At 64.1% G+C, this 26,886-nt stretch carries 23 protein-coding genes; 13 read left to right on the top strand and 10 right to left on the bottom strand.

The annotated features are described in order from the left end of the window. The first annotated feature begins 15 nt into the window (after window positions 1–15). Complete coding sequence (locus tag B9Z01_RS10455; RefSeq protein WP_085482622.1) at window positions 16–1,614, top strand: SagB/ThcOx family dehydrogenase; 1,599 nt, start codon at window positions 16–18, stop codon at window positions 1,612–1,614. Between the two features lies 1 nt (window position 1,615). On the opposite strand, the gene B9Z01_RS10450 is transcribed toward B9Z01_RS10455, so the two are convergent. After that, window positions 1,616–2,116 (bottom strand): universal stress protein, encoded by a 501-nt coding sequence (locus B9Z01_RS10450; RefSeq protein ID WP_085482620.1) that lies wholly within the window; start codon window positions 2,114–2,116, stop codon window positions 1,616–1,618. A gap of 189 nt (window positions 2,117–2,305) precedes the next feature. After that, window positions 2,306–2,530, bottom strand: coding sequence for a CDGSH iron-sulfur domain-containing protein (locus B9Z01_RS10445; RefSeq protein WP_085482618.1), 225 nt, complete (start codon window positions 2,528–2,530; stop codon window positions 2,306–2,308). Between the two features lie 148 nt (window positions 2,531–2,678). Here B9Z01_RS10445 and B9Z01_RS10440 point away from each other — a divergent pair, with 148 nt between their 5' ends. Continuing rightward, window positions 2,679–3,524, top strand: coding sequence for an urea carboxylase-associated family protein (locus B9Z01_RS10440; RefSeq protein ID WP_085482616.1), 846 nt, complete (start codon window positions 2,679–2,681; stop codon window positions 3,522–3,524). Window positions 3,525–3,600: 76 nt separating this feature from the next. Here B9Z01_RS10440 and B9Z01_RS10435 read toward each other — a convergent pair whose 3' ends face one another. Both B9Z01_RS10435 and B9Z01_RS10430 read right to left on the bottom strand, forming a co-directional pair. Beyond that, window positions 3,601–4,377: a maleate cis-trans isomerase family protein gene (locus B9Z01_RS10435; protein ID WP_085482614.1), complete on the bottom strand. Its 777-nt coding sequence runs from the start codon at window positions 4,375–4,377 to the stop codon at window positions 3,601–3,603. Continuing rightward, the gene (locus B9Z01_RS10430; RefSeq protein ID WP_085482612.1) at window positions 4,374–5,618 is read right to left on the bottom strand and encodes a D-amino acid dehydrogenase; all 1,245 of its coding nucleotides are present in this window, start codon (window positions 5,616–5,618) and stop codon (window positions 4,374–4,376) included. The genes B9Z01_RS10435 and B9Z01_RS10430 overlap by 4 nt, the downstream gene beginning before the upstream one ends. A 300-nt stretch (window positions 5,619–5,918) precedes the next feature. Between B9Z01_RS10430 and B9Z01_RS10425 the strand changes: the two genes are divergently transcribed. Genes B9Z01_RS10425 through B9Z01_RS10410 form a run of 4 tightly spaced genes read left to right on the top strand, consistent with a single transcriptional unit; the run spans window position 5,919 to window position 10,565 of the window. Continuing rightward, a complete protein-coding gene (locus tag B9Z01_RS10425; RefSeq protein ID WP_085482610.1) occupies window positions 5,919–7,112 on the top strand; it encodes a branched-chain amino acid ABC transporter substrate-binding protein in 1,194 nt (397 codons plus the stop codon). Window positions 7,113–7,137: 25 nt separating this feature from the next. Further along, window positions 7,138–8,037 carry a branched-chain amino acid ABC transporter permease gene (locus tag B9Z01_RS10420; protein ID WP_085482608.1) on the top strand — a complete coding sequence of 300 codons (900 nt, stop codon included), beginning with the start codon at window positions 7,138–7,140 and terminating at the stop codon, window positions 8,035–8,037. Between the two features lie 3 nt (window positions 8,038–8,040). Continuing rightward, a complete protein-coding gene (locus B9Z01_RS10415) occupies window positions 8,041–9,846 on the top strand; it encodes a branched-chain amino acid ABC transporter ATP-binding protein/permease (protein WP_085482606.1) in 1,806 nt (601 codons plus the stop codon). Next, on the top strand, window positions 9,834–10,565 hold the full coding sequence (locus B9Z01_RS10410) for an ABC transporter ATP-binding protein (RefSeq protein ID WP_085482604.1): 732 nt from the start codon (window positions 9,834–9,836) through the stop codon (window positions 10,563–10,565). The genes B9Z01_RS10415 and B9Z01_RS10410 overlap by 13 nt, the downstream gene beginning before the upstream one ends. A gap of 82 nt (window positions 10,566–10,647) precedes the next feature. On the opposite strand, the gene B9Z01_RS10405 is transcribed toward B9Z01_RS10410, so the two are convergent. The 5 genes from B9Z01_RS10405 to B9Z01_RS10385 all read right to left on the bottom strand — a co-directional run bounded on the left by B9Z01_RS10405 (window position 10,648) and on the right by B9Z01_RS10385 (window position 16,295). After that, window positions 10,648–11,556 (bottom strand): ATP adenylyltransferase family protein, encoded by a 909-nt coding sequence (locus B9Z01_RS10405; RefSeq protein WP_085482602.1) that lies wholly within the window; start codon window positions 11,554–11,556, stop codon window positions 10,648–10,650. Between the two features lie 6 nt (window positions 11,557–11,562). After that, on the bottom strand, window positions 11,563–12,048 hold the full coding sequence (locus B9Z01_RS10400; RefSeq protein ID WP_085482600.1) for an adenosine-specific kinase: 486 nt from the start codon (window positions 12,046–12,048) through the stop codon (window positions 11,563–11,565). A 46-nt stretch (window positions 12,049–12,094) separates the two neighbouring features. After that, the gene (locus B9Z01_RS10395; protein WP_085482598.1) at window positions 12,095–12,259 is read right to left on the bottom strand and encodes an FmdB family zinc ribbon protein; all 165 of its coding nucleotides are present in this window, start codon (window positions 12,257–12,259) and stop codon (window positions 12,095–12,097) included. 423 nt (window positions 12,260–12,682) lie between these two features. Continuing rightward, window positions 12,683–14,857 carry a carbohydrate-binding protein gene (locus B9Z01_RS10390; protein WP_244195980.1) on the bottom strand — a complete coding sequence of 725 codons (2,175 nt, stop codon included), beginning with the start codon at window positions 14,855–14,857 and terminating at the stop codon, window positions 12,683–12,685. A 673-nt stretch (window positions 14,858–15,530) separates the two neighbouring features. Continuing rightward, on the bottom strand, window positions 15,531–16,295 hold the full coding sequence (locus tag B9Z01_RS10385; RefSeq protein ID WP_085482596.1) for an IclR family transcriptional regulator: 765 nt from the start codon (window positions 16,293–16,295) through the stop codon (window positions 15,531–15,533). 266 nt (window positions 16,296–16,561) lie between these two features. On the opposite strand from B9Z01_RS10385, the gene sauS reads away from it, so the two are divergent. From sauS to B9Z01_RS10370, 3 genes are all read left to right on the top strand, one after another. Continuing rightward, window positions 16,562–18,007: an acylating sulfoacetaldehyde dehydrogenase gene (sauS, locus tag B9Z01_RS10380; protein ID WP_085482594.1), complete on the top strand. Its 1,446-nt coding sequence runs from the start codon at window positions 16,562–16,564 to the stop codon at window positions 18,005–18,007. Then, entirely contained in the window at window positions 18,004–19,656 is a 1,653-nt protein-coding gene (locus tag B9Z01_RS10375; protein ID WP_085482592.1) for an AMP-binding protein, read from the top strand. The genes sauS and B9Z01_RS10375 overlap by 4 nt, the downstream gene beginning before the upstream one ends. 67 nt (window positions 19,657–19,723) lie before the next feature. Continuing rightward, entirely contained in the window at window positions 19,724–21,106 is a 1,383-nt protein-coding gene (locus tag B9Z01_RS10370; protein WP_085482590.1) for an MFS transporter, read from the top strand. 127 nt (window positions 21,107–21,233) lie between these two features. On the opposite strand, the gene B9Z01_RS10365 is transcribed toward B9Z01_RS10370, so the two are convergent. After that, on the bottom strand, window positions 21,234–22,157 hold the full coding sequence (locus B9Z01_RS10365) for an NAD(P)-dependent oxidoreductase (RefSeq protein WP_085482588.1): 924 nt from the start codon (window positions 22,155–22,157) through the stop codon (window positions 21,234–21,236). Between the two features lie 243 nt (window positions 22,158–22,400). Here B9Z01_RS10365 and B9Z01_RS10360 point away from each other — a divergent pair, with 243 nt between their 5' ends. From B9Z01_RS10360 to B9Z01_RS10345, 4 genes are all read left to right on the top strand, one after another. Beyond that, window positions 22,401–22,601: a DUF3311 domain-containing protein gene (locus tag B9Z01_RS10360; protein ID WP_085482586.1), complete on the top strand. Its 201-nt coding sequence runs from the start codon at window positions 22,401–22,403 to the stop codon at window positions 22,599–22,601. 112 nt (window positions 22,602–22,713) lie between these two features. Then, window positions 22,714–24,123, top strand: coding sequence for a sodium:solute symporter family protein (locus B9Z01_RS10355; protein ID WP_085482585.1), 1,410 nt, complete (start codon window positions 22,714–22,716; stop codon window positions 24,121–24,123). A gap of 16 nt (window positions 24,124–24,139) precedes the next feature. Further along, window positions 24,140–25,852, top strand: coding sequence for an amidohydrolase (locus B9Z01_RS10350; RefSeq protein ID WP_085482583.1), 1,713 nt, complete (start codon window positions 24,140–24,142; stop codon window positions 25,850–25,852). After that, window positions 25,849–26,856, top strand: coding sequence for a CobW family GTP-binding protein (locus B9Z01_RS10345; RefSeq protein WP_085482582.1), 1,008 nt, complete (start codon window positions 25,849–25,851; stop codon window positions 26,854–26,856). The genes B9Z01_RS10350 and B9Z01_RS10345 overlap by 4 nt, the downstream gene beginning before the upstream one ends. Window positions 26,857–26,886: the final 30 nt, after the last annotated feature.

The following is a 26,886-nucleotide window of genomic DNA, read 5'->3' as shown; positions in this document are numbered from 1 at the left end:
TACGCAGGCCACGCTGTGGACCGGTTAAAGCATGCGCTGCTTGACTATCACGAACGCAGCAAACACCGCGTCAACTTCTACGCCCCGGGCCCCGGGGGTCTCGACTGGGCAACCCAGCCGGATCCGTTCCGGGTGTTTCACGACGCACCGCGCGTGGGTCTGCCGTTAGCCGCGGACCTGCTGGCTACGCGCTACAACCAGCTGCGCTGCGGCGCCCTGCCGCCAGCGCACGATTTCGATCTATTGAATCTGGCCATCCTGTTCGAACTCTCGCTCGGCCTGTCGGCATGGAAGTCCTACGGCACCCAGCGGTGGGCACTGCGCTGCAACCCTTCGAGCGGGAATCTGCATCCGACCGAGGGCTACCTTCTGTGTCCGGCTCTGCACGGCTTGTCCGCAGGCGTCTACCACTACGTGAGCCGGGATCACGCGCTTGAACATCGCGCGGCCGTGGATGATCCACGATGGACTGAGGCGTTTTCGGAAAGCGGTGTGCTCGTCGGCATCAGTTCGATCCACTGGCGCGAGGCCTGGAAATACGGCATGCGCGCCTGGCGCTACTGTCAGCACGATTGCGGCCACGCCATCGCCGCGGTGAGTTACGCGGCGGCAGCGCTCGGCTGGCAGACGCGGCTCGTCGAGGCGGCGGCTGACGATGCCGTGGCCGACTTGCTTGGGTTGCGCCGCGACGAAGATTTTCTGGAATCAGAAAGAGAGGCTCCAGATGCTTTGCTGTGGATCGGCAATCCTGATCTGCGGCCTGGCCTCGAGCGCATGCTGACCGCTTTGGATAAGGCACAGTGGCATGGACGCGCGAATCAGCTCAGTTCAGGACATGTGACGTGGCCGGATATCAGTGCGATCCATCGTACGACGCACAAGATCCGTACCCGTGAGCCGGACTCGTCGGATCCGCAACCGCGTCCGTCTCCCGGCGCGCCCGCCCTTGATCTCAGCTTTGCCGCGATCGCGCGGCAACGTCGTAGTGCCGTGAATTTCGACGGCACCACGTTCATCGCCAAGGCGGCGTTTTTCAGCATGCTCGCTTGCCTCCTGGCACGACGCGACACGCCGCCGTGGAATGCGCTAACGCCCCCAGCCGCGGTGCACGCGGCGCTCCTCGTGCATCGCGTGGACGGTCTGGAGCCGGGCCTGTATATCCTCGTAAGGAATCCTGACGCACTGTTGGATCTCAAGCAGTCGTTCCGTCCAGAATGGCTGTGGCAAAAGACCGGGCCGGACGATCTACCGCTCTATTTTCTGCTGCCTTACGATTTGCGAGCCGCGGCAAAGTTGATCTGCTGTCACCAGGATATCGGCGCCGATTCCTGCTTTGCGCTGGGAATGATCGCGAGATTCGAAATCGCCTTGAAGCAGCCGTGGCGTTATCGCCACCTTTTCTGGGAATGCGGCATGCTCGGTCAAACGCTCTATCTCGAAGCGGAAGCCGCCGGCGTGCGCGCCACGGGGATCGGCTGCTTTTTTGACGATGAAATGCACGCCCTGCTCGGAGTGAAGAATCACGCCTGGCAAAGCCTTTATCACTTCACTGTCGGTGGTCCCGTGGACGACGGACGCCTGTCGACATCTCCGCCGTATGAGGTTGAACCTTGAATCAAGGGTTATACGTCTCGGGCCTGGGGGATTCCACTGTGCCGTGCACATCGGTTTGCGCCGGCTGCCGGACGACAAGGACCGGGATCTGACTGTGCGTCAGGACCTTCTGAGTCTCACTGCCGAGCAACAAGGCGCGCATACCGCTTCGTCCGTGGGACGCCATGACAATGAGATCACAGTTTCGTTGCGTGGCGACGCTGATAATCGCCTCGTACGGATGGGCGCGGTTCGTCGCAACCGTATCGCACTCGACACCTGCTTGCGCGGCCGCCCTGGCGATCACTGCGAGGTGGTCATCCGCACGCTTTCGGCTGGCCTGAACGACTCGCTCCTCTTCGTCGGCGATCATTTCAGTGCCGTACGCGAGGACGTGAAATTCCGGAATGACATGGAGCCCCGTGACTTTGGCGCCACTTTCCCTGGCGAGCGTCACCGCCATCTGAATGGCGGCTTTGGAGAGGGCCGAGCCGTCGGTCGGCACGAGCAGATGCTTGAACATACGTTTCTCCCGCGGCCAGGCGGGTGCGCGTTGACATCCTGTCGGAGCCTGCCGCTCTAGCCACTCACGCCTGAATCAAGGCGGCCTCTTTCAGTATAGTCACCCTGACAAAGGTCTGGTCCGCAGCTCATATCCGTGACAAATATGATGCACGTCACGCCGGCCGTCGACGCGATGCATCAAGGTGCATCAAGGTGTTTGGCCTTCCTGTGGCGCTTCGTCGAGGTTGCTCAGAAACCCGGCCTTCTTGTGCGAACCATCGCAGAATGGCTTGTTTTGCGAGTGCCCGCATCGGCATAGCCAGACCTCATCCTTTTCCACCTCGACAGGTTTCCCGCCTTGAGTGGCTATCGAGAAGTCACCTTTGATGTGGTACGGGCCGTCATTCCGGGGGATGATGGTTGTCGTTGCCATTTTCGCCTCCAATGAGGGTGAATTGCGCGGTCCCGCGCGTTGTCGGAACACCCGATGCGGCACCGCGGATACAGATGCAATTTCAGTCTACATCCGCTACCGCGTACTTTGGCGCGATCTGTCCGCCAGCCATATGGGAGCCTCCGTCATGCTGAATTACCCCGCTGCCTACCAATCCACCCAGGGTTCCGCACTCGAGGTCGACAAGGCGTTCTATCAACGCATCGCCTCCGGGCACGACACCCGCACGCTAGTCGAATCGATCGTCGTGCCGATCAGGTCCGGTCAGGCCTGGACCGTGCCTGCCGGCCATGTGTTCCGGATCGTCACGATCGAGGGTCCGCAGGTGGCCGACCTGAACATGTGGAACGAGCACAACCCGCGTGAGCGGATGTGGGCCTCACGCACGCGCCAGCTACAGCAGGCGCACGTCAGCACGTTCGACCGTCTGTGGTCGACGCTGCCGTTCCTGCGTCCGATGGTGACGATCACCGACGACAGCCTCGCCGATTACGGTGTCGACGAGCACGGCGGCCGGGTTCATGACCTGCTCGGCACCCGCTGCGATCCCTACGTGAACCGAATGCTGACTGGCGAGGATTTTCATTTCCACTGCCACTCCAATCTCACGCGCGCGATCGCTCCGTACGGACTGACCGAATACGACGTGCACGACGTGCTCAACGTGTTCCAGTGCACGGGCCTCAATCTCGACGACAAATACTTCATGAAGGCATGCCCGGCCAAAAAAGGCGACTACCTGGAATTTTTCGCGGAAATCGACCTGCTGTGCGCGCTGTCGACGTGTCCGGGCGGCGATCTCTCGTTGCCGATGTGGGGACCGGATGCGCGCGATCCGCTGGAGGTATGCCGGCCACTCGGCATCGAGATCTATCGGCTCGCACCGCAGATGCTGGACGGCTGGACGCCGCCAGCCGTCGCTGCATATAAGGGGCAGCATGGGATGACGCTACAGCAGCCGCAGTGGAAATGAGATCGGGGCGCGGCCTCGCGCAGGCGTTTCGAATACTCTGTCGTGAGAATACCGGCGTCACAACGCCGTTCTCCCGTTACAGCGCAAATAACCGCCCACGATGAGGCTCGCGATCTTCCACTCCCGCGAGCCGCAACGCGTGCCAGGCCATCGCGAAGTTGCTGGATATCACCGGCTTGCCGATCCTCGCTTCAAGCTCTGAAACGAGTTCGGCAATGCGCAAGCTCGTGCACGACACGAAAACAGCTTCCACGTCAGGCTTCTGCCCGAGGTGCTCGACGGCGGCTCGCAGAGAGGCCGTGTCAATCCGTGCGACCTCGTTGTCGTTCGCATGCTCGAATGACGCCATGCGTGTAATGCGCACGCCACGTGTCTCGATGTAGTCGCGCATGTAGTCGTTAATCGGGCGCACATAGGGGGTCAACAGCGCAGCGCGTTGAACGCCGAGAGCGCGCAGCGCAGCAAGCGCAGCGGTAATCGGCGTGGTACACGCGACGCCCGGACGCGCCTCGCGGATGCGTGCGAATACGTTTTCTTCTCCGATCACCATCGATGCCGACGTGCAGCCAAACGCCACGACATCGATCCGTTCTGCAGGCCGAATCAACGCGACCGCCGACGCGATGCGCGCATCCATTTCCGCGAGGCGCTCGGGCGTGATATCCGGCGAGTTGAGTATGCGGCTCTCGTAAAACGCCACGCCATCCTGCGCCAGCAGTTTGCGCCATTCGTGTTCGATCGTGTGATCGGTGGCGAGCACCACGAGCCCAATGGCAGCACGCCGGCAGATGCCGTCGTCCAGCGTGAAATCGAGCCTGACGTACGCGTCGTCCTGCAATGGAATCGTGCTCATCTCAGTGTCATCCCTGTCATGTCGAGTTCGGGCTGGCGACCGGCCATGATGTCGACCAGCAGTTTCGCGGTGCCGCACGACATCGTCCACCCCATGTGCCCGTGCCCCGTGTTCAGATACAGGTTCCTGTGCCGTGTGCGGCCGATCAAAGGCGTCCCTTCGGGCGTCATTGGACGCAGACCTGCCCAGTACGACGGGCGCTCATAGTCAGCGCCGTCCGGGAACAACTCACGGGCGGCCTGGAGCATCTGCCTGAAGTCAGCGGGTGTGTGGCGCGTGTCGTAACCGGCGAATTCGGCGGTCGCGGTAAAGCGCAACCGTTGGCCAAAACGCGCCCACGCCACGAGATTGTTCTCATCGACGCCACCCAGCTCCGGCGGACGGTGCTCGGGCCCGACAGGAAACGTGGCGGAATAGCCCTTTACCGGATACACCGGCAGCCGATAACCCAGCCGACGCGCCAGAATCGGCGACCAGGAACCGAGCGCAAGAACGAACTCGTCGCCTTGAACGAGTCCCGCTGGCGTGCGCACGCCAACGACCTGATCGCCGGACGCCTCGATCGCGCTAATAGACGCATCGAAATCGAAACGGACCCCAAGGCGCTCGCAAACTTCTTTCAGCGCTCGGGTGAACAGGTGCGCATCGCCGCTTTCATCGGTTGGGCAATAAATCGCACCGGCGATCCTGTCACGCGCTGCGCCAAGCGCCGGCTCACGCGCAACCACCTGCGCCGCATCGAGTGTTTCGAGCGGCAGCCCGTTGTCCGCCAGGATCGACATGTTTTGTGTGCCGCGCGCGAAAGACGCTTCATCTCGATAGAGATACAGCAGGCCGTGGCTGATGCGGTCGTACTGCAAATGCTCGGCTGCGCTTAGCTGCTGCAACTGGCTTTGTGCGTAGCGGCAAAGCCTCACCTTGCGCGTTGTGTTCTGACGCGAACGCTCCGCCGTGCAGTTGCGCAGGAACTGGATGCACCAGGCCCACATGTGCGGGTCCGCGTTGAGCTTGAGCCGCAGCGCCTGTCCTTCGACGAAAAGTGATTTCAGCAGGATTTTCGGCGCGCGCGGCGACGCCCAGGTATACGAATGTCCTGGCGCGACCAGACCGGCGTTAGCAAAGCTGGTCTCGAGCGCGACGCCTGGCCGACGGTCGATCACCGTCACCTCGCGGCCCTCTTTAGCGAGGTAGTACGCAGCCGTGACGCCCGCGATTCCACCTCCCAGCACAACGCTTTTCATGCGTAGCTCCGCTGCTTGCCGTTCAAAAAAATGTGAGGTTGCCGCCGCTTTTTATATGGTGTTCTATGCGCGCATACCCTATACGGCCCAAATGTTCGGCGAGACCTATTATGAAAAAAACGCTTTCATGGTAGCGCTGCGGCGAGTCTTGCGGCGAGTCCGATAGCCAGTCTGTCGATCCACCAGATTACAACTTGTATGCGATGTCCGTTTTTGTCCGGCTTCAACCGTTTTCTGATGTCACCGGTTGCACCGTGTGGCGGATCGTTCCGATCCCTTTCACAATAAGGAGTCCCCAACATGATTGCTCAGAAGAATGGTTCGCCCGACGCAGCTCGCGCCTTGCGGCAAACGACAATCGCGGCTTTGGCTGCTCTGGCCGTGCTCGCCGGCATCGCCCCTGGGGCGGCGCAAAGCCAGACCATCAAGATCGGCGTGCCGGTGCCGCTGTCGGGTAGCAGTGCCAATGCCGGTACTGACATCGTCAACGGCGCCAAGCTGGCCGCCGCCCGGATCAATGCGGCTGGCGGTGTGCTCGGCAAGCAGATCGAACTGGTGCCGGAGGACGACGCCTGCGACGCGCAGACCGCCGTGCAGGCGGCGCAGAAGCTCGTCGATGCGGGGGTCGTCGCAGTGGCGGGCGGTTACTGCTCCAGCGCGGCGCTGCCGGAATTGACGACATTTCATCGCGCCGGCATTCCCTACGTGCTGGATGCGTCGACTAATCCCAAGTTGACCGAGATGGGCTACGACGGCGTGTTCCGCACGATTGGCCGTGACGACGAGCAAGGTCCATTTGCCGCCGGCTTCATGAAGAATTCGCTGCACGCGAAAAGTGCGGCTGTGATCAACGACAACACGACCTACGCCAAGGGCCTCGCCGACAACACCGTAGACGCCCTGAAAAAGGACGGCGTCGATGTCGTCTACAACGATGCGATCACGCCCGGCCAGATGGATTACTCGCCAACCCTGACCCACGTCGCCTCGCTCAAGCCGGACGTGATCTACTACACCGGCTATTTCTCCGAAGCTGGTCTGCTGGTGAAGGAAGCCCGCCAACTGGGCCTGAAGATGACCTTCATGGGCGGTGACGGCACCAATGATCCGACACTGATGAAGACAGCCGGCCCGGCGGCCGACGGCATGATCATCACCACGGCGCCGCTGGCGCAGTTCCTGAGCGGCGCGCACAGTTTCGTCGACGACTATACAAAGGCCTACGGACAAGGGCCGGGACCGTATTCCGTCTACGAATACGATGCTGTCGGCGTCACGGCGAAAGCGATCGCGGACGCAAAGTCGGCGACGCCCGCCGCGATCACGGCGGCCTTGCACAAGATCTCGAACTATCCGGGTGCAACCGGGACGATCGGCTTTAACCCGAAGGGCGACCGCAGCGTGGCGGTGTATATCACCGTCATGGTGCGAGGCGACAAGTTCACGCCCTATCAGAGACAAGATGCAAGCGGACACTGGGTGGCGATGAAATAGACCCTGTAGCGCGCCGCGCGCCGCCATGAGCAACTTCCTCCAGCTAGTGGTCGAAGGGCTGACGATCGGCTCGTTCTATGCTCTCGTCGCCCTCGGCTACACCATGGTCTACGGGATTATCCGGCTGATCAATTTTGCTCATGGCGACCTGTTCATGGTGGGCGCGTTCATCGGCTGGACCGGCTTGACGGTGCTTGCTGCAGCGCACATCCCGCTCGCTTTGGCGCTGCTGGTTGCTCTGGTGGCCGCCATGGCGGTCACCGGCGCACTGGGCCTCGCGATCGAGCGGCTTGCCTACCAGCCGCTGCTGCGCGCGCCGCGGCTGTCGATCCTGATCACGGCACTCGGCGTCTCGCTGGCGCTGGAGAACGGCGTGCTGTTGATCTACGGGGCCGGCTTCAGTACGTATCCGCACGTGCTCAGCCAGGCAGGGCTCGAATTCCAGGGCGTGCAGATCACGTTCGCCCAGATCGGCATCATCGCGGCCAGCTTTGCGCTGATGCTCGCGTTATATTTCTTCGTTCACCGCACGTTTGTCGGCACTGCGATGCGCGCGCTGGCAATCGATCAGGACGCCGCGCGCCTGATGGGCATCGATGTGGAACGGCTGATCCAGTTGACCTTCTTCCTAGGTTCGGCGCTGGCCGCCGTGGCAGGGGTCATGGAAGGGCTCTACTACACGCAGATCAATTTTTTCATGGGTTTCGTGCTTGGCCTGCGCGCCTTCACCGCCGCGGTTCTCGGCGGCATCGGCAATATTCCGGGCGCGATGGCCGGCGGCATCCTGATTGGTCTGCTCGAGGCGTTCGGCGCGGGTTATGTCTCGTCCCGGTGGACCGATGTGCTCGTGTTTGGTGTACTAATCGGCGTGCTCGTGATCAAGCCGACCGGATTGTTCGGCGAACGCGTCGTCGAGAGAATGTAGCCGATGAGCACGATGCGGACGCCATCGCGTTGGTTTTACCCCGCTGGCGTCGCGCTGCTCGCCGCCGTGGCGCTGCCCGTGGTCGCGAGCAACTATATCGTCGATGTCGGCCTGACCATCGCCACCTATTCGATCCTCGGCCTCGGGCTAAACATCGTGGTGGGTTATGCCGGGTTGCTGGATCTCGGCTATGCGGCCTTCTTTGCAATCGGCGCTTACACGACGGCGTTGCTGGAAACCTTGCTGCATTTCTCGTTCTGGGAAACGCTGCCGTTCAGCCTGGCGTTTGCCGGGGCTTCGGGTATCGTCATCGGCTATCCCACCCTTCGCCTGCGCAGCGACTATCTGGCCATCGTCACGCTTGGGTTCGGCGAGATCACGCGCATCATTGCCACCAATCTCGACATCACGGGTGGCCCGAACGGTATCTACGGCATCGCGCCTCCGAACCTGTTCGGTTATGAAATCAGCTCGCCGCGTGCGGTCTACGAACTGGGCATCGCGTTCCTCGTGCTGGTGCTGGTGTTCGCAATCCGGCTGGGACAGTCGCGGCTTGGGCGCGCCTGGACCAGCATCCGCGAGGATGAGGCGGCGGCTGAAGCCGTCGGCGTGCCGACCTTGCGAGTCAAAATGCTCGCCTACGTCATGGGTGCCCTGATCGGCGGTTTTGCGGGCAGCCTGTTCGCCGCCCGCTTCGGGACGATCGACCCGACCGGCTTCACGTATCTGCAATCCGTCACCATCCTGATTGTCGTCGTGCTCGGCGGCCGGGGGAGCATTCCTGGCGTGATACTCGGCGCCATCATCGTTGCCGGCCTGCCCGAGTTGTTGCGCTTTCTCGACCTGTGGCGCATCTTCGCTTTTGCGATCGGCCTTGTGATCCTGATGCTGCTGCGGCCGCAAGGCCTGTGGCCAGCGCCGCTGCGCCGCGTGGCGCCACCGGGCGAGGGCGCCGGCCGCGCTGCGGCATTCGCGCCCCAGGCGATTGCCGGCGACGAAATTCTGCTCGATGTGCGCAACATGCAGCGCCGCTTCGGCGGTGTACGGGCAGTCGGCGGTATCAGCTTCACGGTGCGCAACGGGGAAATCCTCAGCCTGATCGGCCCCAACGGCGCGGGGAAGACCACGGTGTTCAACTGCCTCACCGGCGTGATCCGCCCAACCGACGGTCAGGTGCTTTGGCGCGGAACGTCGCTCGCCGGAGGCGCACCGCATCGCATCGTCCATGCCGGCATGGCGCGCACCTTCCAGGGCATTCGCCTGTTTGCCAACATGACGGCCTTCGAGAACGTGCTGACCGGCATGGATCATCGGCTGCGGACGCTGCTGGTCGCCGAACTGCTTGCGTTGCCGTCGGCGCGTGCCGAGGCAGCGGATCACGCCGCAGAGGGCCTGCGCTGGCTCAGTTTCGTCGGCCTCGGGGCGAGGGCCGGCGAACGTGCGGCCGACCTGCCCTATGGCGATCAACGCCGGCTGGAGATTGCTCGCGCCCTCGCCAGCAACCCGCAACTTCTGTTGCTGGACGAGCCGGCGGCTGGGATGAACCCGACCGAAAAGCACGCGCTGATGGAGTTGATCCGGCGTATCCGGAATCTCGGCGTGACGGTGCTGCTGATCGAACACGACATGATGCTGGTGATGGGGGTGTCGGACCGGATCATCGTCATGGACCACGGTGTCATCATCGCCGGGGGAACGCCATCCGAGATCCAGACCGATCCGCACGTGATAGACGCCTATCTGGGTACGGCCGAAATAGATGAAGCGGCCGACGATGCCGCCGGGGAGAAATCGTTGTGGGACTCCTAGAAGTCCGTGACCTGCACGTGAGCTACGCGAACGTGGAGGTACTGCACGGCATATCCCTCGATGTCGCGGAAGGTGAGATCGTGGCGTTGCTCGGCAGCAACGGAGCGGGCAAGACAACGACTCTACGCGCCATTTCCGGCCTGATTCGCCCGCGAGCGGGACAGATCGTGCTGGCCGGGCACCCGCTCATCGGGATGCGGGCTCACCAGATCGTCGCGCTGGGTCTGGGTCACGTGCCGGAAGGACGCCGCATGTTCGGGTCGCTCTCCGTCGAGGAAAATCTGCGCCTCGGCGGCTACCTGTTGCGCAGCGACGGGGCCGTGCTGGAAAAACGGATGGCCGGGGTTTACGAGACTTTCCCACGCCTCGGTGAACGACGCAGCCAGTTGGCAGGGACGCTCAGCGGTGGCGAACAGCAGATGCTGGCGATCGCGCGCGCCCTGATGTTGCGGCCGCGCATCGTCGTGCTGGACGAGCCGTCCATGGGACTTGCACCGAAGCTGGTGCGCGTGATCTTCGGCATGATTGCCGACATCTGCAAGGAAGGCACCTCGATCCTCCTTGTCGAGCAGAACGCACGTCAGGCGCTCCGCATCGCGCATCGGGCCTATGTGCTGGAAAGCGGCCGGATCGCGCTTGCCGGGCCGGCCCACGAACTGGCGCAGGATCACCGCGTTCGCGCGGCATATCTGGGTGGCAGCGCTATAGCCTCCGGGTGATGGCAGCCCGGATGTGCAACGGGCTTGTAGTCAGGTTGCCCTGAGCGTCTTCCAGTGAATGCGGAATGCCAGGCATCCCTGATCAAACAGCGACGCGTTGCAGTACGGTCATCGGGCCGAGTGTCCTGATGGTTTGCAGCTGCGCAGCGTCGCGTACGAAGAGCGATCCGGCAAACCCCAGCGCGTTGACCGAAATACCCTCGGCACACTCCGCGGACCTCGGCACCAGCAGCATCCAGCGGCGTGTGACAAGCAGGTTGTACGGCGCCGACTGGAGCCGTTCGCCGTTCGCCTCGATCTCCCTCAGACCAGTCGCTTCGAGCAACGAGCGGTAGCAATCGAAAGCGGCCTGCGCTGCGTTTGGCGAGGCGGCGGGGCTCAGGTCCAGACGGGCGAACGCGTGTCGAAAGGCGAGACCCGGTACGGTTCCGATCGTCCCCTCCATGCGCGCGGAAGCAAAAACAGATTCAATGAGCAGGGGCACCCTTGACTCGCCGAGCGGCAGCGGCACCATCTGCAGATGCTTGTGGCGTTGACTCGCTCCGGCCGCCGCACCTCCGTTATAGAAGCCCAAGGCATCGAACTCGGCCATGCAGGCCGCGAGAGATGCAAAGTCCGCCAGGTCGAGCAGCGCCTCCTGCACCTGGAAACAACGGGTGACGATCAGCAGATGATGGTCGATGACGTTGAACTTGTTGAGTAAGGCGACGTGAGTATCAGAGAGGTCGGCGACAAAAAGGTCCCGGGCATAAGGCAGGAACGGATCGACGGTGCTGCGCTCCCCGGCCTCGACCTTGCTCGCCTGCCGGGTTTCTTCCTTGCGGGTGAGGCTCGAAACCTGGCGGACAATAAAATGTACTCCCCCTTCTTCGATCAGTTCCTGGGTCGTCTCGATTGGCAGCAGTGCACCGCAACGCAGCGCATGCTCCGTTTGACGCAGGATGGCGCGCCACAGGGTGCCGGGCTCAAGACGTAGAGGGGATGAAAGCATTTGCGCCTACGCCTTGTAACCGATCGCGCGTAACAGATCCTTGCGCCATTGAACGTCCTCTTCGTTTTCCACGCCGAGCGGCCCAGACCCGTCAACGACACCCAGGATACCGCGTCCCTGATCCGTTTCGGCAAGCAAAACCTGCGTGGGATTCGCCGTTGCGCAGAAGATCCGGCATACCTCGGGCACGGCCTTGATCGCGTTCAGAACATTGACTGGGTAAAAGCCATCTCCCAGAAAAATGACGAAGCTATGGCCCGCACCGATGGCCGTGGCATTCTGACTTGCCAGCTCGATGAGGCCGGCGTCGGTGCCGGACCGGCGCACGAGGCGTTTTCCCGACGCTTCGCAAAAGGCCAGACCAAACTTGATACCCGGCACGGTGCCGACCATCGCCTCGTGCAGGTCTTCGACGGACTTGATGAAGTGGGATTGCCCTAAGACGAAATTTGTCGCTTCGGGTTTGACGATTGTTACCGTGAGCAATTGCATAAGGGGCCTCGCTCTATAGCGGTAAGGACACGAGGCCAGACAGATTTCAGCTCTTTCTGGACGTTTTCGCGACAAATGGCGTGGGTATGTGTTGAACCTTCTCGCTTCCGCACTTCGGACAATTCGGATGAGCGGTTTCATGTTCAGCAAGATGTTCGGCATGTTCGAACATTTCACCGCACTTCTCGCACCTGTACTGGTAAGTCGGCATGGCATTCCTCCAACGCGAATCCCACACGCCGTGCTGGCCAGATACCGCCAGCGACGCCCGGCAGGGTACTAATAACCCATTCTAGTGCAGGAAAGTGCGGGAAGCGTCTTGTGTTCTGCGACGCCCGGTCGAGTGCGGAAAAGCTCGGAGCCTCGTTGAACAGGCTTGGCGTGCGCACTTTCGTCAGCCACACGTCGCTCAGTGCGAGCGAACGACGGCATGCCGATATAGTCGTCGACGCGTTCGGCAAGCAGCGCGACCTGCTTGCGGTCATCGCCGTCAACAAATCGAAGAGCAAGCGGCAGCTCACCGCCAGCGCAGCCCGCTGCGACCCCGCACGTTGCGGCCCCAACGTCGCCTGTTACCCCCGGTTTGACGTTTGCGCCGCCGCTGGAGACGGCGGCGCGGGTCCTTCAACTGAAGCTACTGCGCTGCCGGGGCGCCAATGCCATCGATGTCCGGTGCCCAACCCGAAGGGTTCGAGAAGATCAGCGCGTTCGCGTTGCCCGACCTGAATGTGCCCGTCACAGCGAGAGTCGAGATGGTGCTCCACCCACCGCTCGGCGGAAACGACACAGTGACAGGCGTTGATCCGTTAAAGCTGATGTCCGCGGAGCGCGGCGACGAATCGCCGTTCGCATAACCAACCAACACGGTGTAGGTGCCGTCCGCGGGGACACTGATGCTGTTGATCGTCAACGTCCCGCCGTTGCCAATATAGCCGACGTCCGAGCCGCCCGAACAACCGCTGCACGCCGAAATACGCGCGCCACCGGCGAGTACGCTGCTCGACGCTTCTGCCTCGTAGGCGGCCTTGAACGGCGGTAGCGTTACCGGGCCGGCAACGACAGAGACTGTGCCGATCTCGGGCGTCGGCGCGGTGCTGTCCGCGCTCGACAGCGTCAGCGAGTTAGCCCCGGGCTGCAGCGGCACGTAGACCGTGACCGTGCCAATGCGGCCTTCGCCGCCGGTCGGCGGAAATGCCACTGTGGTCGCCTGGCCGCCGTCTGTCGAAAGTTGTGCGGTTAACGTTTCGCGAGAGCGGTTCGCATAGGCAATCTCAACGTAGCCGCCAGTGCCGGTCGATGCGACGTTGCCGAACGTTGCAGTGCCGAGTCCCCGAACGATCCTGCCACCGTCGCAGTCCGCGCAGTGCGTATACGATGCACCGCCGCCAAGTGAGGTCGGCTGGTAGATCGTCGCGGCGACGTCCTGTCCGCTTACCAGGAGCATCACGGCGCCGCCTGCCGGCACCGTGGGTGCCGTATACGAAGTGACAAACGAGCCGAGTTGTTTGCCGGCCCACAGATCACGCACGGTCGCGCGCGCATTTGGCACCAGGCCGAGTTGCTGCCACGTGATCGTCATCGGCCCGTCCGTCGTGCCGTTGTTGAACAGCACGACAGCACGCTGTCCCTGGCCGGCCAGAAGCTTCGCCCACACCTGCTGCGCGCCGGACTGTGCGACCTTTACGCCTTGTGTGCCAAGTGGGTCCTGGTCGACCGCGATGACATCGGTGTTGGTCATCAACTGCGTGGCATCCGCGGTTAGCGGCTTCGACAGGTCGTTGCCGAGAATCAGTGGCGCGCCGGAGATCGCCCACAGGCTCATATGCGCCTGATCGTGAACCGCCGTCATGCCCATGCCGGCCACCATCATGTCGGGGTCGTTGTAGAAGCCGGTGTGCTGGGCCTCGGGGTGGTAGTTGCCAAGAAAGTTGCCGGTCACGCTGCCGAAGTTCGGCGCGCCGCTGTTCGGCCCATAGATGTCGCCCGTCGTTCTCCACATCCGGCCAACTCCGGCGGCCCACGCCCACGGTCCCTCATTGAAGTCGGGGTACGCGCTGTTGCTGCCGATGGTTCCCCAGTCGCAGATGCTGAGCGTCACGCGGTGGCCGGTCTGTATGTACGCCTTGTCGATTGCATCGGCGATGGCCGTGTAGGCTTGCTGCGGATCATAGCCTGCTGCGCTGCCCCCGCAGAAATCAACCTTCACGAAGTCGAATCCCCACTGCGCGAACTGCAGGAAGTCGTGATCGTAATGCGCGAAGTCGCTACCGACGAAATGCGTGCCGTTGGTTCGCGTGCCGCAACCCTGCGGGCCGGCGTCGATGTAGATGCCCGCTTTCAGTCCTTTGCTGTGGATATATTGCGCGATGGCCTGCATGCCGCCGGGCCATTGGGTGTTGTCGATGACGAAGTTGCCGTTGGCATCTCTCGTCCCTGAGGTCCACCAGCCTTCATCGGTGTTCACGTACTCGTACTGCGCGCCGGATTTTATCTGTGCGTTCAGTGCGGAAAGGCCATCGGCTTCGGCCTTGATCGTGTTGTAATTCACGTTCTCCGCAAGACTGTTCCATGACGACCATCCCATTGGCGGCGGCACCACGGCGATTTGGCGCGAGAGGCGGCGGCTTTGCTGCGCTGCGGGTTCGCTTTGCGCGGCGGAGACCGCCGCGGGCTGTTGACTCTTCAGCGAGGCGACGGCGCCACTACCGTCCGACGCATCGCCACCACACCCCGACAAACCCAGCGACACACTCACGGTTAATGCGGTTAACAGCGAAACGGCACAACGTCTGTACACGAGCAGGTTCATGTTTGTCTCCTGTTTGAACTCTTGACTCTTGCGGCAGGGGCTGTTTCCGGGAGTGACTATATTCAGGTCTGCTCTGGAATTCCAAAATTTTTTTGTCATCCCAGCACTTGGGAATATTTAGGGATGCAGAAATTTATGCGTAAAAGATAAAATCCCATGTACGCGATTGATAGAGACGGCGACGTTATTCGAGTGACAAGATGCGGTCGGAACGATGGGGTGTTTAATGGGATTGCCCGCGGCGGTTCGCCCCGATACCTCTTTTCACGATCTGAATGAATTCGCCAATGAACAAATCACCGCCTCTTCACGAAATTCCTTCGTGTAGACGGTTTTGGGGATTCGGCTCACGTATGCCTCCATTCCTGGATTTTTTCGGAATGTTGGTTTCTACTTTTTCCGGCGAACCTCACTCTACTATCAGCGTTCATAGCGGGAGGCATTAAGCGTCGAGTAGTTGCCGGCAGCCGCTGTTCGTCTGCTGGAACAATTCCGGATTCTCATTCAGTTCAGGAGCACAGACCTTCGCATTCAAGGCAGCGGCAAAGCGTACTAAATGCCTCGCTTTGATTTGCCATTTGTCGTCGCACGCAGATGGGACTTCCTGCCGCCTCCTGGGCATAGGCCACCAGGATGTGGGCGGTCCCGCTGCGTCGGTATGAAGGATCGACATTCACTCACAAAACGTCTTCGCCGTCTCAGCCGCCACCCGCCTCAAATCAGGCACAAACGCCAGCAAGTCATCGAGTGCGACGCGCCCGACCGGCGCCTGGACGGCAATCGCCGCGCACGCACGGTTGCGGTCCAGCATCACTGGAACGGCGATCGCGATCAAGCCCTGTAGATGCTCCTGATTATTGATCGCGAGCTGGCGGCGGCGCGTCACTGCCAGTTCCTTGCGCAATACGTCGCGGTCGGTGATCGTTCGCTCAGAATGGGAACGCAGCGGCAGCGTTTCGATCACGCGCTCGCGGCGCTCCTTGGGCAAAAAGCTCAGCAGCAGTTTGCCGCTCGCCGAACAGTGCAGCGGCACATGCGAGCCTGGCTGGAGATGCATGCGCAGCGGCCATTCGGTCTCCACGCGGTCGACGTAGACCACATCGTTTCCCGCGAGCATGGTCAGGTTGCAGGTCTCGCCAATCTTTTCCACGAGTTGCTCGAGCAGCAGGTGCCGCGCTGCGGCCGGTCCCGCATGCATCAGCACGTTCACCGCCATCATTCTCACTCGCGCCGAGCACTCGTATAGCTTGTCGTTTGCGCCGCGTGTGACGAGCCAGGCATCGGTGAGCTGGGCGAGTATCCGGTGCACGGTCTGCTTGGGCAGATCGAGCGCCTGCACCAGATCCATCATCGCCAAAGGGCGACCCGCCTGGGCGAGCGTTTCCAGCACGCGGAACGCGCGTACCGCCGCCGCATTCGATTGGTTCGATGTGGACACGCTTGTCTCCTGTGTTGGTTGCACTCTGCGGTCGGCACGATCCTGTACAAAGCCAAAGGCGTGCTACGCGGCGCAACCTCGCGATACTGCATAGTGCCATTTTGCATCTCATAGCACGTTTTTCGGGACTGCTCAGAGTCCCGAAAATTGCATGTTCCGCGTCTTTGCTGCCGTCCGTCGCCGATTTCGCGGGAATCGGGACTCGCACTCGCGCACCGATGAATAGATTGGCAATACAGCCAATTTTTTGATCGGGAGTGCAGCAGATGAATGTGAGGGACACCATTGTCGAAGGCGCTGGCGCGAGCCAACCCAACGCGCCGGCCGCGCAGATCGCCGCGCTCGTCGCGCGCTCGCGCGCCGCTCAGCAGGCTTTCGAATTCGCTGGACAGGAAACGCTCGATACCGCTGCAGCGGCGGCGGCATGGGCGATCATGGAGCCCTCGCGAAACCGCGAGCTTGCCGAGCTGGCGGTGCGCGACACCGGGCTCGGCAACGCCGACGACAAGTTCCGCAAGAACTACCGCAAAACGCTCGGGCTGCTGCGCGACCTGCACGGGACGAAGACCTGCGGCGTGATCGCGCGCAACGAGGCCACGGGCATCGTCGAGATCGCACGCGCGGTCGGGGTGGTGGCGGCGATCACGCCATCCACCAATCCGTCCGCGACACCCGCCAACAAGATCATCAACGCGCTCAAATGCGGCAATGCGGTGATCGTCGCACCCTCGCCGAAGGGTTATGGCGCGTGCGCGCGACTCATCGGATTCATCCACGCGCAGTTCGCGAAAGCGGGGCTGGACCCGGCGCTCGTGCAGATGCTGCCCGCGCCGGTGGACAAGGCCGCGACGGCCGCGCTGATGCGCGAGGCCGACCTGGTGGTCGCGACGGGCTCGCAGGCGAACGTGCGGATGGCGTACACCAGCGGCACGCCGGCCTTCGGCGTCGGGGCGGGCAACGTGGCCTCGATCGTCACGAAGACGGCGAAGCTTCGCGAGGCGGCGCAGCAAATCGCCGCCTCGAAAACCTTCGACTACGCGACGAGCTGCTCGTCGGAGAACAGTGTCGTGATCGATCAGGCGGTCCACGATGCCATGCTGCGCGAGCTGGGCGCATGCGGCGGCGTGCTGCTCGACGCGCGGCAGAAGGCGCAGTTGCAGGCGGCGATGTGGACAGACGGCAAGCTATCGGCCTGCTGCACCGCGAAGTCGGCGACGCAGATCGCGCGCATCGCGGGCCTCGACGAAGTGGCGGCGCGCGAGCCCGCGTTCCTGATGGTCGAAGAGGCCGGCTTCGGGGCGAGCTATCCGTTTTCGGGCGAGAAGCTCGCGCCTGTGCTCACGGTCTACCGTGCGCGCGATTTCGCCGATGCCGCGAGCATCGTGCGCAACCTCTACGCATACATGGGAGCGGGTCACTCGGTAGGCCTGCACACGGGCGAGCCGCACGAAGCCGTGATGCTGGGATCGACGCTGCCGGTGGCGCGCGTGATCGTCAACCAGGCGCATTGCTTCGCGACGGGCGGCAACTTCGACAACGGCCTGCCGTTCTCGCTCTCGATGGGGTGCGGAACGTGGGGGCGCAACAATTTTTCGGACAATCTCGGGTTTCGTCAGTACCTGAACATCACGCGCGTCGCGTACCCGATCGCAGAGCACGTTCCCGGACTCGACGCCTTGCTCGGCGACTATTTCCAGAGGTTCGGCCAATGAGTGCGCCCGCGACGATCCGCGCACTGATCGAAGCGCGCGCGGCGCAGTACCCGGACAAGCCCTTCCTGCTGGCGGCGCCCGACGAAGATGGCGGCGAGCTTGCCGGTGCGGGCGCGACGCTCACCTTTGGCGCGCTGCGCGAGCATTGCCGCGCGCTCGACATCCGCTTTCGCGACGCCGGCCTCAAGCCGGGCGACGTCGTGTCGGTGCTGATGGGAAACGGCATCCAGACCGCCACGCTGCTGCTCGGCGCGATGTACAGCGGACTGATCGCCCATCCGCTCAACCTGCTTTGCCAGGCGTCCCAGCTCGCCTATATCGTCGAGCATTCGGATACACGGATGATCTTCGCGAGCGCGCAGACCGGCGGTGCTCTCGCGGCGGCGCTCGCCGCGTTGCGCGAGCAGGGCGTGACGCGCGACATCGCGCTCGTGCTGACGGAGCCGGACGCCGTCGCACTGCCGCTGTTGCCGGTGCTCGAAACGGCGGCCGCCGATGTTTCGAGCGCCGCGCCCGCGTTGGCCCGCGCCGACCTTGCGGGCGTCGATCAGGCGCCGATGGAAAGCTCCACCCGGCCCGACTGCGACGGCGACGGCGCCGACATCGCACTCCTGATGTACACCTCGGGCACGACCGGCGCGCCGAAGGGCGTGTTGCTGAGCCACGAGAGCCTGCATGCGAACGCGCGCAACATCAGCCTCGAGCACCGCCTCGCCGCCGATGACCGCGTGCTCGCCTCGCTGCCGCTCTATCACATCAACGGTCTCGTCGTGACCTTGCTCGCGCCGCTCTGGCACGCGGGCTCGGTCGTGCTGACGCCGCGCTTCTCCGCGCGCACGTTCTGGCGCGACGCCGCCAGCTACGGCTGCACGTGGATCAACGTGGTGCCGACGATCGTCGCCTATCTCCTCAACGGCGACGAACCGCGCGGGCTCGACCTCTCGGCGCTCAAGTTCTGCCGCAGCGCGTCAGCTGCGCTGCCCGCCGACCATCATCGCGCGTTCGAGGCGCGCTTTGGTATCGGTGTCATCGAAACCATGGGGATGACCGAGACCGCCGCGCCGGTCTTTAGCAATCCGTACGACGTATCGCGGCGCAGGATCGGCAGTATCGGCCTGCCCTCGGGCAGCGAAGCGCGCGTGATCGACCGCGACGGGCGCGAGTGCGGACCGAACGAGTGCGGCGAAATCGTGCTGCGCGGCGATCAGATCATGCGCGGCTACTACAAGCGCCTCGAGGACACCGCGAGGGCGTTCACCGCCGACGGGTGGTTGCGCACCGGCGACCTCGGCTATCGCGACGACGAGGGCTACTTCTATATCAACGGCCGCTCGAAGGAACTGATCATCAAGGGCGGCGAGAACATCGCGCCGCGTGAGATCGACGAGGCGCTGCTGCGCCATCCCGGCGTGCTCGATGCGGCGGCCGTCGGCGTGCCCGATCCCGCCTACGGGCAGGAGATCGTCGCGTTCGTGGTGCCGCGCGAGGCCCACTGGCGAGGCGCGCCCGACGCGTCCGATCTGCGCGAGCACTGCCTGCGCGAACTGGGCCGCTACAAGACGCCAAGAGAGTTCCGCTTCGTGAACGAGCTGCCGCGTGGTCCGTCGGGCAAGGTCCAGCGTCTGAAGCTCGTGACGCCCTCGGGCTGACGTACGCCTGCGCGCATACGCGCATCCGGCCAGGTGACAAAAAACGAGAGACTCAGGAGACGACGGCATGAAACAGCACGCTCAGCGCGTCAAGACGCGCCATATCATTCTCGCGGTCATGTGTCTGATGTATTTCATCTCGTACATCGACCGCGTGAACATCGCGGTCGCGGGACCGCTGATCCGCCACGAAATGGGCCTGAGTGCGGTGCAGCTCGGGCTCGTGTTTTCCGCGTTCGCCTATCCGTATGCCGTCATGCAGATCATCGGCGGCTGGCTCTCGGACAAGTTCGGCCCCAAGATCGTGCTCACCGTGCTCTCGTTGATCTGGGGCGCGGCGACGCTCGCCACGGGCTTTGCCGGCAGCGTCGCGATGCTGGTGGGGCTGCGCTTCGCGCTCGGCGTGGGCGAGGGTGGGGCGTTTCCCACCGCGACGCGCGCTTTCACGTACTGGATGCCGGTGGGCGAACGCGGTTTCGCGCAGGGCATCACGCACAGCTTCGCGCGCCTGGGCGGCGCCATCACGCCGCCGCTCGTGCTCGCGGTGGTGGTCACCCGCGGCTGGCGCGATGCGTTCATCCTGCTCGGCATCGTGAGCCTCATGTGGACCGTGCTCTACCTCTTCGTGTTCACGAACTCGCCGGAGCAGAACCGGCGTGTCACGCCCGAAGAGACCGCCGAGATCGGCTATCGCCAGGGCGACTGCGACCGCGCGAAACGCGCTGCCACGCCGTGGCGCAAGCTCGTGCGGCGCATGTGGCTCGTTACGTTCGTCGACTTCTGCTACGGCTGGCTGCTGTGGGTCTATCTGACCTGGCTGCCGTCGTATCTGAAAGAGTCGCGTGGCTTCGACCTCAAGCAGCTCGCGCTTTTCACGGCGCTGCCGCTGCTCGCGGGCGTGGTGGGCGACACGCTCGGTGGCGTGCTCTCGGACCGGCTCTTCAAGTGGACCGGCCGGCTGCGCTTCGCGCGCTGCGCGGTGCTGGTGGGCGGCATGGGCGGCTCGCTCGCCTTCCTGCTGCCGATGGTGTCCGCGTCCAACCCGATGGTCGCGGTGCTCTTTCTCTCCGCTTCGTTCTTCTTCCTCGAGATCACGAATCCGGTGCTGTGGACGTTGCCGCTCGACATCGCCGGCAAGTACGCCGGCACGGCGGGCGGCATGATGAACACGGGCTTCGGCATTGCGGGGATGCTCTCGCCGGTCGTGTTCGGTTACCTGATCCAGCACACGGGCAGCTATAACGTGCCGTTCATGATCTCGGCGGGATTGCTTGCGCTTGGCATCATCGCGGCGTTCTTCATCGATACGTCCCGCACGGTCGAGGCCGACGAGGAGCGCGAGCGGCGCATGGGCGCGCAGGAGGCCGGCGCCTTCGCGTTCCTCGACACCATGCCGACGGTGCGGCTCGAACGGCACACGCTGCGGCGGCCGTTGCGCTGGTGGCGCTGAGCCTCGCAAGGGCGCGAAGCCCGAGTGAGGGCATGCGGCGGCGTGCCGGCGCTTCTTCCGGCACGGGCAGGCCGCCGCTTCTTCCGACGCCGGCAGTGCCGCCGCGCGGGTACGTCGCAGGTAAGCCTTATGCGCCGCCGTCGAGCTTGCGCAGGCGCCAGATGAGGCTCGACGTGTCGAAGCGGCTGCCGCCGAGGCGCTGCACATCGCCGTAGAACTGGTCGACGAGCGCGGTGACCGGCAGCGCCGCGCCGTTGCGCTTCGCTTCGTCGAGGCAGAAGCCGAGATCCTTGCGCATCCAGTCCACGGCGAAACCGAAGTCGAACTTGTTGGCCATCATCGTCTTGCCGCGGTTGTCCATCTGCCAGCTCGCGGCGGCGCCCTTGCCGATCACGTCGAGCACGAGCGCCATGTCGAGCCCTGCGCGTTCGCCGAAGTTGACCGCCTCGGAAAGCCCCTGCACGAGGCCGGCAATACAGATCTGATTGACCATCTTGGCGAGTTGTCCCGCACCTGCCGCGCCGACCAGCGTCACGGCCGCCCCGTAGTGGGCTAGCGTGGGTCTCGCGCGCTCGAAGGCGGCGGCTTCACCACCGCACATGATCGTGAGCTTGCCGTTCTGCGCGCCCGCCTGGCCGCCGGAGACGGGGGCGTCGATGAAATGCAGGCCATGTCCGGCGGCGCTCGCCGAGAGTTCGCGCGCCACGTTGGCGGAGGCGGTCGTATGGTCGGCGAATACGGCGCCGCGCTCCATGCCGGCGAATGCGCCGTCCGCGCCGAGCGTGATGCTGCGCAGATCGTCGTCGTTCCCGACGCAGGCGAGCACCAGCTCGGCGCCCTGGACTGCTTCGCGCGGCGTCGCGGCTGCGCGTCCGCCGTATTCGGCGACCCATTGCGCGGCTTTTTCGGCGGTGCGGTTGTAGACCGTGACATCGAGTCCGGCTTTCGCGAGATGACCGGCCATGGGATGGCCCATCACGCCGAGACCCAGGAACGCGACACGACGTACCTGGCTAGGGGCTGACGAGGACGAGGATGAGGATTGGCTCACAGTGGGTTCCTTGGGGTGGGGTTTGAGGCTGGGGCTGACTTCATTATCTCAGCTATCGGCGCGACTCCTGGCCGAGGTCTGCAGGCGGCCGCGCCTGCCCGGGCGCGAATTGGACTCAACGATAGTCCGTATCTGGCACTAGTCGCGCGTGTTTTTGACGGCCGATACTCGAAGCAACAGGACGGCTTGACGCGCTTTGCATGGAGCGAGGGTAAGGCGCTAAAGCCCCAAAAGGAGACAAGGATGCTCAGGTATCTGATCGGAATCGGCCTCCCTTTTCTGGGTGTCATCGGCGCGCTGCCGTGGGTGGCCGCGCAGGACCGCTATGTCTTCGGCGTGCCCTTCATCTACGCGTGGATCTTCGCCTGGTTCGGCTTGACCTCCGCGTGTCTCTTCATCTGCTGGCGCTGCTTCGACCGGCATCGCTACGCGAACGAGGCTTGAACCGTTCGCCAGCGCAAGCCGGTGCTGACCGGCGCGAGATCGTGGCACCCCGCCAGCTCGCTCGCCACGATTTCACCGCTCATCCTACTGTCGCCATTGCGGAGTGCCACGCATGTCCACTCTCGTCTTCTTCCTTCTGATCGCGTTTTCGCTGTACCTCGCCATCCGCTCCCGGCGCGGCCACGGCAAGCAGAGCGTGCACGACTTTTTCGTCGCCTCGCGCCAGTTCGGCACCGCCTTCGTGTTCTTCCTCACGGCAGGGGAGATCTACAGCATTGGCACGATGGTCGGCTTTCCGGGCGGCATCTATGCGAGGGGGCCGACCTACGGCGTCTGGTTCCTCGGCTATATTCTGCTGGCCTATCCCATCGGCTATTTCATCGGCCCGCGCATCTGGGAGGCCGGCAAGCTGCATAACGCGATCACACAGGCGGACCTCTTCAAGGGCCACTACCGCAGCCGCGCGCTCGAGCTGATCGTTGCGGGTTCAGCCATCCTGTTCCTGATCCCCTGGGGCCAGCTGCAGTTCACGGGCCTCGTGGCGGCGCTCAAGGGCCTCGGCTGGCACGTCCAGCCGGTCTGGCTGATCCTCGTGTGCGCCGGGCTCGCCTTCACCTATGTCGCCATCTCCGGCGTGCGCGCGTCAGCGTGGATCTCCGTGCTCAAGGACATCCTGATGATGCTGGCGATCGTCGTCACCGGCGTGGCCGCCGTGTGGATGGCGGGCGGCACGCACGAGGTGTTCCACGCGGCGAGCCAGCACGTGAGCAACACCATGACGGCCCCGCAGCTGCGCTTCTCGATGAGCACGATCCTGTTCCAGTCGCTCGGCTTCTACATGATGCCGTTCGGCGTGCAGGGCTTCTTCACCGCGCGCGGGCCCAACACGATTCGCCGCACGCAGATCGTGATGCCACTCTACATGGTGATGTATCCGTTCCTCGTGGTGGCCGCGTATTACGCGATCAGCGCGAACCTGAAGCTTGCCTCGCCCAACGACGCCTTCTTCGCGGCCGCCGTTCATCTGCTGCCGGACTGGCTGCTCGGCCTCGTCGCCGCGGGCGCCGCACTCTCGGGTTTGCTCGTGCTCGCGGGCATCTGCCTTGCGATCGGGCCGATCGTCACGCGCAACCTCTTGCCGAACCTGCCCGAGTCGCGCCAGAAACGCACCGCCAAGTTCGTGATCGTCGCGTACCTGCTGGTGTCGATCCTCACCACGCTGCTCACGCCCAACCTCATGCTCGCGCTCATCAACACGACGCTCTATGGCGTGACGCAGTTTCTGCCCGGCATGCTGATCCTGCTCGCAGGGCGCCGCGTGCGGCCCGGCGCGGTGGCGGCCGGCATCGTCTGCGGCCAGGTCCTCGCGATCGTGTGCTATGCGCTGCATATCGGCTTCGGCGGCATCAATCTGGGGCTGGTGTGCCTCGGTGTCAATGTGCTCGTGGTCTTCGTCGGACATATCCTGATGCGGCCGTCCGGCCAGCGCTATACCATGCCCGATCCCGTTCACCATTCATAGGGAGTTGAGCCTGTCGATGAATCCGCAAGCATCGTCGCCCGCGTCGATCCAGTCGAGCCAGCCGCCTCAGTCTGGCGATCCGGCCAGCCCGGTCACGGTTTTCGCGGCGCGCCGCATCCTCACGCTCAACCCGAGCCAGCCGCACGCGACGCACGTGGCTGTGCGCGACGGCCGCATTCTCGCCGTGGGCACGGGCGAGGACGCCGCGCTGTGGGAGGCGCAATTCGGCGCCTATGCACTGGACGAGACGCTGGCCGACAAGGTGCTGATGCCGGGCCTCGTTGAAGGGCACTGCCACCTGATGGAAGGCGCGGTATGGGACGCGGCGTACGTGGGCTACTACGACCGGCGCGGCCCGGACGGCACGCTATGGCGCGGTCTGCGCACGCTCGACGCAGTGCTCGAGCGTCTTCGCGAAGCCGAACGCGCCATGACCGGCGACGGCCCGCTGCTCGCCTGGGGCTTCGATCCGATCTACTTCGGCGCGTCGCGCCTCACGACGCGCGAACTCGACACGGTCTCGGCGAGCCGCCCCATCGCGATTCTTCATGCGAGCGTGCATTTGATGAACGTGAACAGCGCGATGCTCGCGCTGGCCGGCATCGACGAGGACACGGACATCGACGGCATCGCGCTCGATGGAGATGGCCAGCCCACGGGCGAGCTCCAGGAGTTCGCCGCGATGTTCCCGATTTATCAGGTGATCGGCGGCAAGCTTGGGATCGCCGCGAGCGAAAAGCCGCACGCGGTCTGGAATTTCGGCCGCGTCGCGCAGCTCGCGGGCGTGACGACGGCCACCGATCTCGTCAACGACCTCTCGCCCGAGGGCAACCGGACCTTGCACAGCGTCACCGCCGACCCCGACTACCCGGTGCGCATCGTGCCCGCGTTCGCTCCGCAGCGTAATCCCGCGCAACGCGCCGCCGGCGTGCTAGAGGCGATGGCAGGCAATACCGACAAGCTGCGCTTCGGGCCGGTGAAGTTCATCGTCGATGGCTCGATCCAGGGCTTCACCGCGCGCGTGCGCTGGCCCGGCTACGCGGGTGGGCAGCCCAACGGCCTGTGGCTGATTCCGCCCGAGCAACTGGTCGAGGTGTTCGAGCCATACCATTGCGCCGGGCTGCAACTGCATATCCACACGAACGGCGACGAAGCGACCGAGGTCGTGCTCGACGCGCTCGCGACGCTCCTCGCGCGGCATCCACGGCCCGATCACCGGCACACGCTGCAGCACTGCCAGATGGCGGACGCGGCGCAACTGCGGCGCATCCGCGCGCTCGGCCTCTGCGTGAACCTCTTCGCGAATCACATCTACTACTGGGGCGATGCGCACTACAGCCAGACCATGGGCCCGGACCGCGCGAACCGCATGGACCCGGCCGGCTCGGCACAGCGCATGGGCATTCCCTACGCGTTGCATTCGGATGCGCCCATTACGGCGTTGAGCCCGCTTTTCACCGCATGGTGCGCGGTGCGGCGCGAGACGGCGTCGGGGCGCGTGCTGGGCGAGGCCGAGCGGCTCACCGTCGACGAGGCGCTGCACGCGATCACGCTCGGCGCCGCGTACACGCTGCGCCTCGATCATCTGATCGGCAGCATCGAGGTGGGCAAGTTCGCCGATTTCGCGGTGCTCGACGAAGACCCGAGCACCTGTGCGCCCGAGCGCCTGAAGGACGTGCCGGTGTGGGGCACGGTGCTCGGCGGACGTGTCATGCGCGCCCCGCGATGAAGGCCGCCGCCGCGCCGCCACCCGTACGCGCGCCGATCGACCTCGCGGTGATCGGCGGCTACCTCGGCGCGGGCAAGACCACGGTGCTCAACCGTCTGCTGGAGGCGCCCCACGGCAAGCGTATTGCGGTGCTCGTCAATGACTTCGGCGCCGTGAACATCGACGCCCGGCTCGTGCGCGCGCGCAGCGACGACGTGATCGAACTCGATAACGGCTGCATCTGCTGCACCATCGGCGGCGCGCTCGTCGATGCGCTCACACGCCTCGCCGCGCGCGAGGAACGGCCGGACCTTCTCCTGATCGAGGCGAGCGGCGTGTCGGATCCGGCGAAGATCGCCCAGGTTGGCCTGCTCAACGGCGCGTTTCGCCTCACCGCAGTGCTCGTGGTCGTGGATGCGCCGGAGCTCGTGCGCACGCTTGTCGATCCGCTCGTCGGCGCGATGGCACAGCAGCAGATCGACAGCGCGAGCGCGGTGATCGTCACGAAACTCGACCTGATCGCGCCCGAGTCGCGTGAGCGCGCCGTCTCGGACGTGCGCGCGCTCGCGGCGACCGACATCGTCGTGGCCGCGGACCACGGGCGCGTGCCGCTCGCGCTGCTGTTCGACACGAGCGTGCCGCAAACGCGCGCGCTCGCCGATGCCGGCCGCTGGCAGCACCGGCCTCCCGGCCAGGGCATGAGCGTGTTCCCCACGTTCACGAGCGTGGCGCTTGACGCGCCGGACGTGCTGGAGAAGGTGCGTCTGCGTGCGTGGCTCAAAGCCCTGCCGCGCACGATCCTGCGCGCGAAGGGCTTCGTGCGCGTGGTGGACGCGCAGGGCCGCGTCAGCACGCGCGTGTGCCAGGTCGCGGCGCGCCGTCTGCGCATGACGCCGCCCACGCAGGGCGAGCATGCGGATGAAGCGGGGCAGGGCGTCATGGTCTTCATCGGATTCATCGATACGGAGACCGAAGCGATGTTGCGCGATGGACTGATCGCGTGCCGCGCGCGTGTTGTTGGGTAGCGTCGTATCGAACGTCGCGCGCGAAGCATC

The sequence above is a fragment of the Paraburkholderia susongensis genome (assembly GCF_900177725.1).
Lineage (GTDB): Bacteria > Pseudomonadota > Gammaproteobacteria > Burkholderiales > Burkholderiaceae > Paraburkholderia > Paraburkholderia susongensis.
The sequence above is the reverse complement of the archived record's forward strand: the minus strand, read 5'-3'. Positions and strand labels throughout refer to the sequence as shown.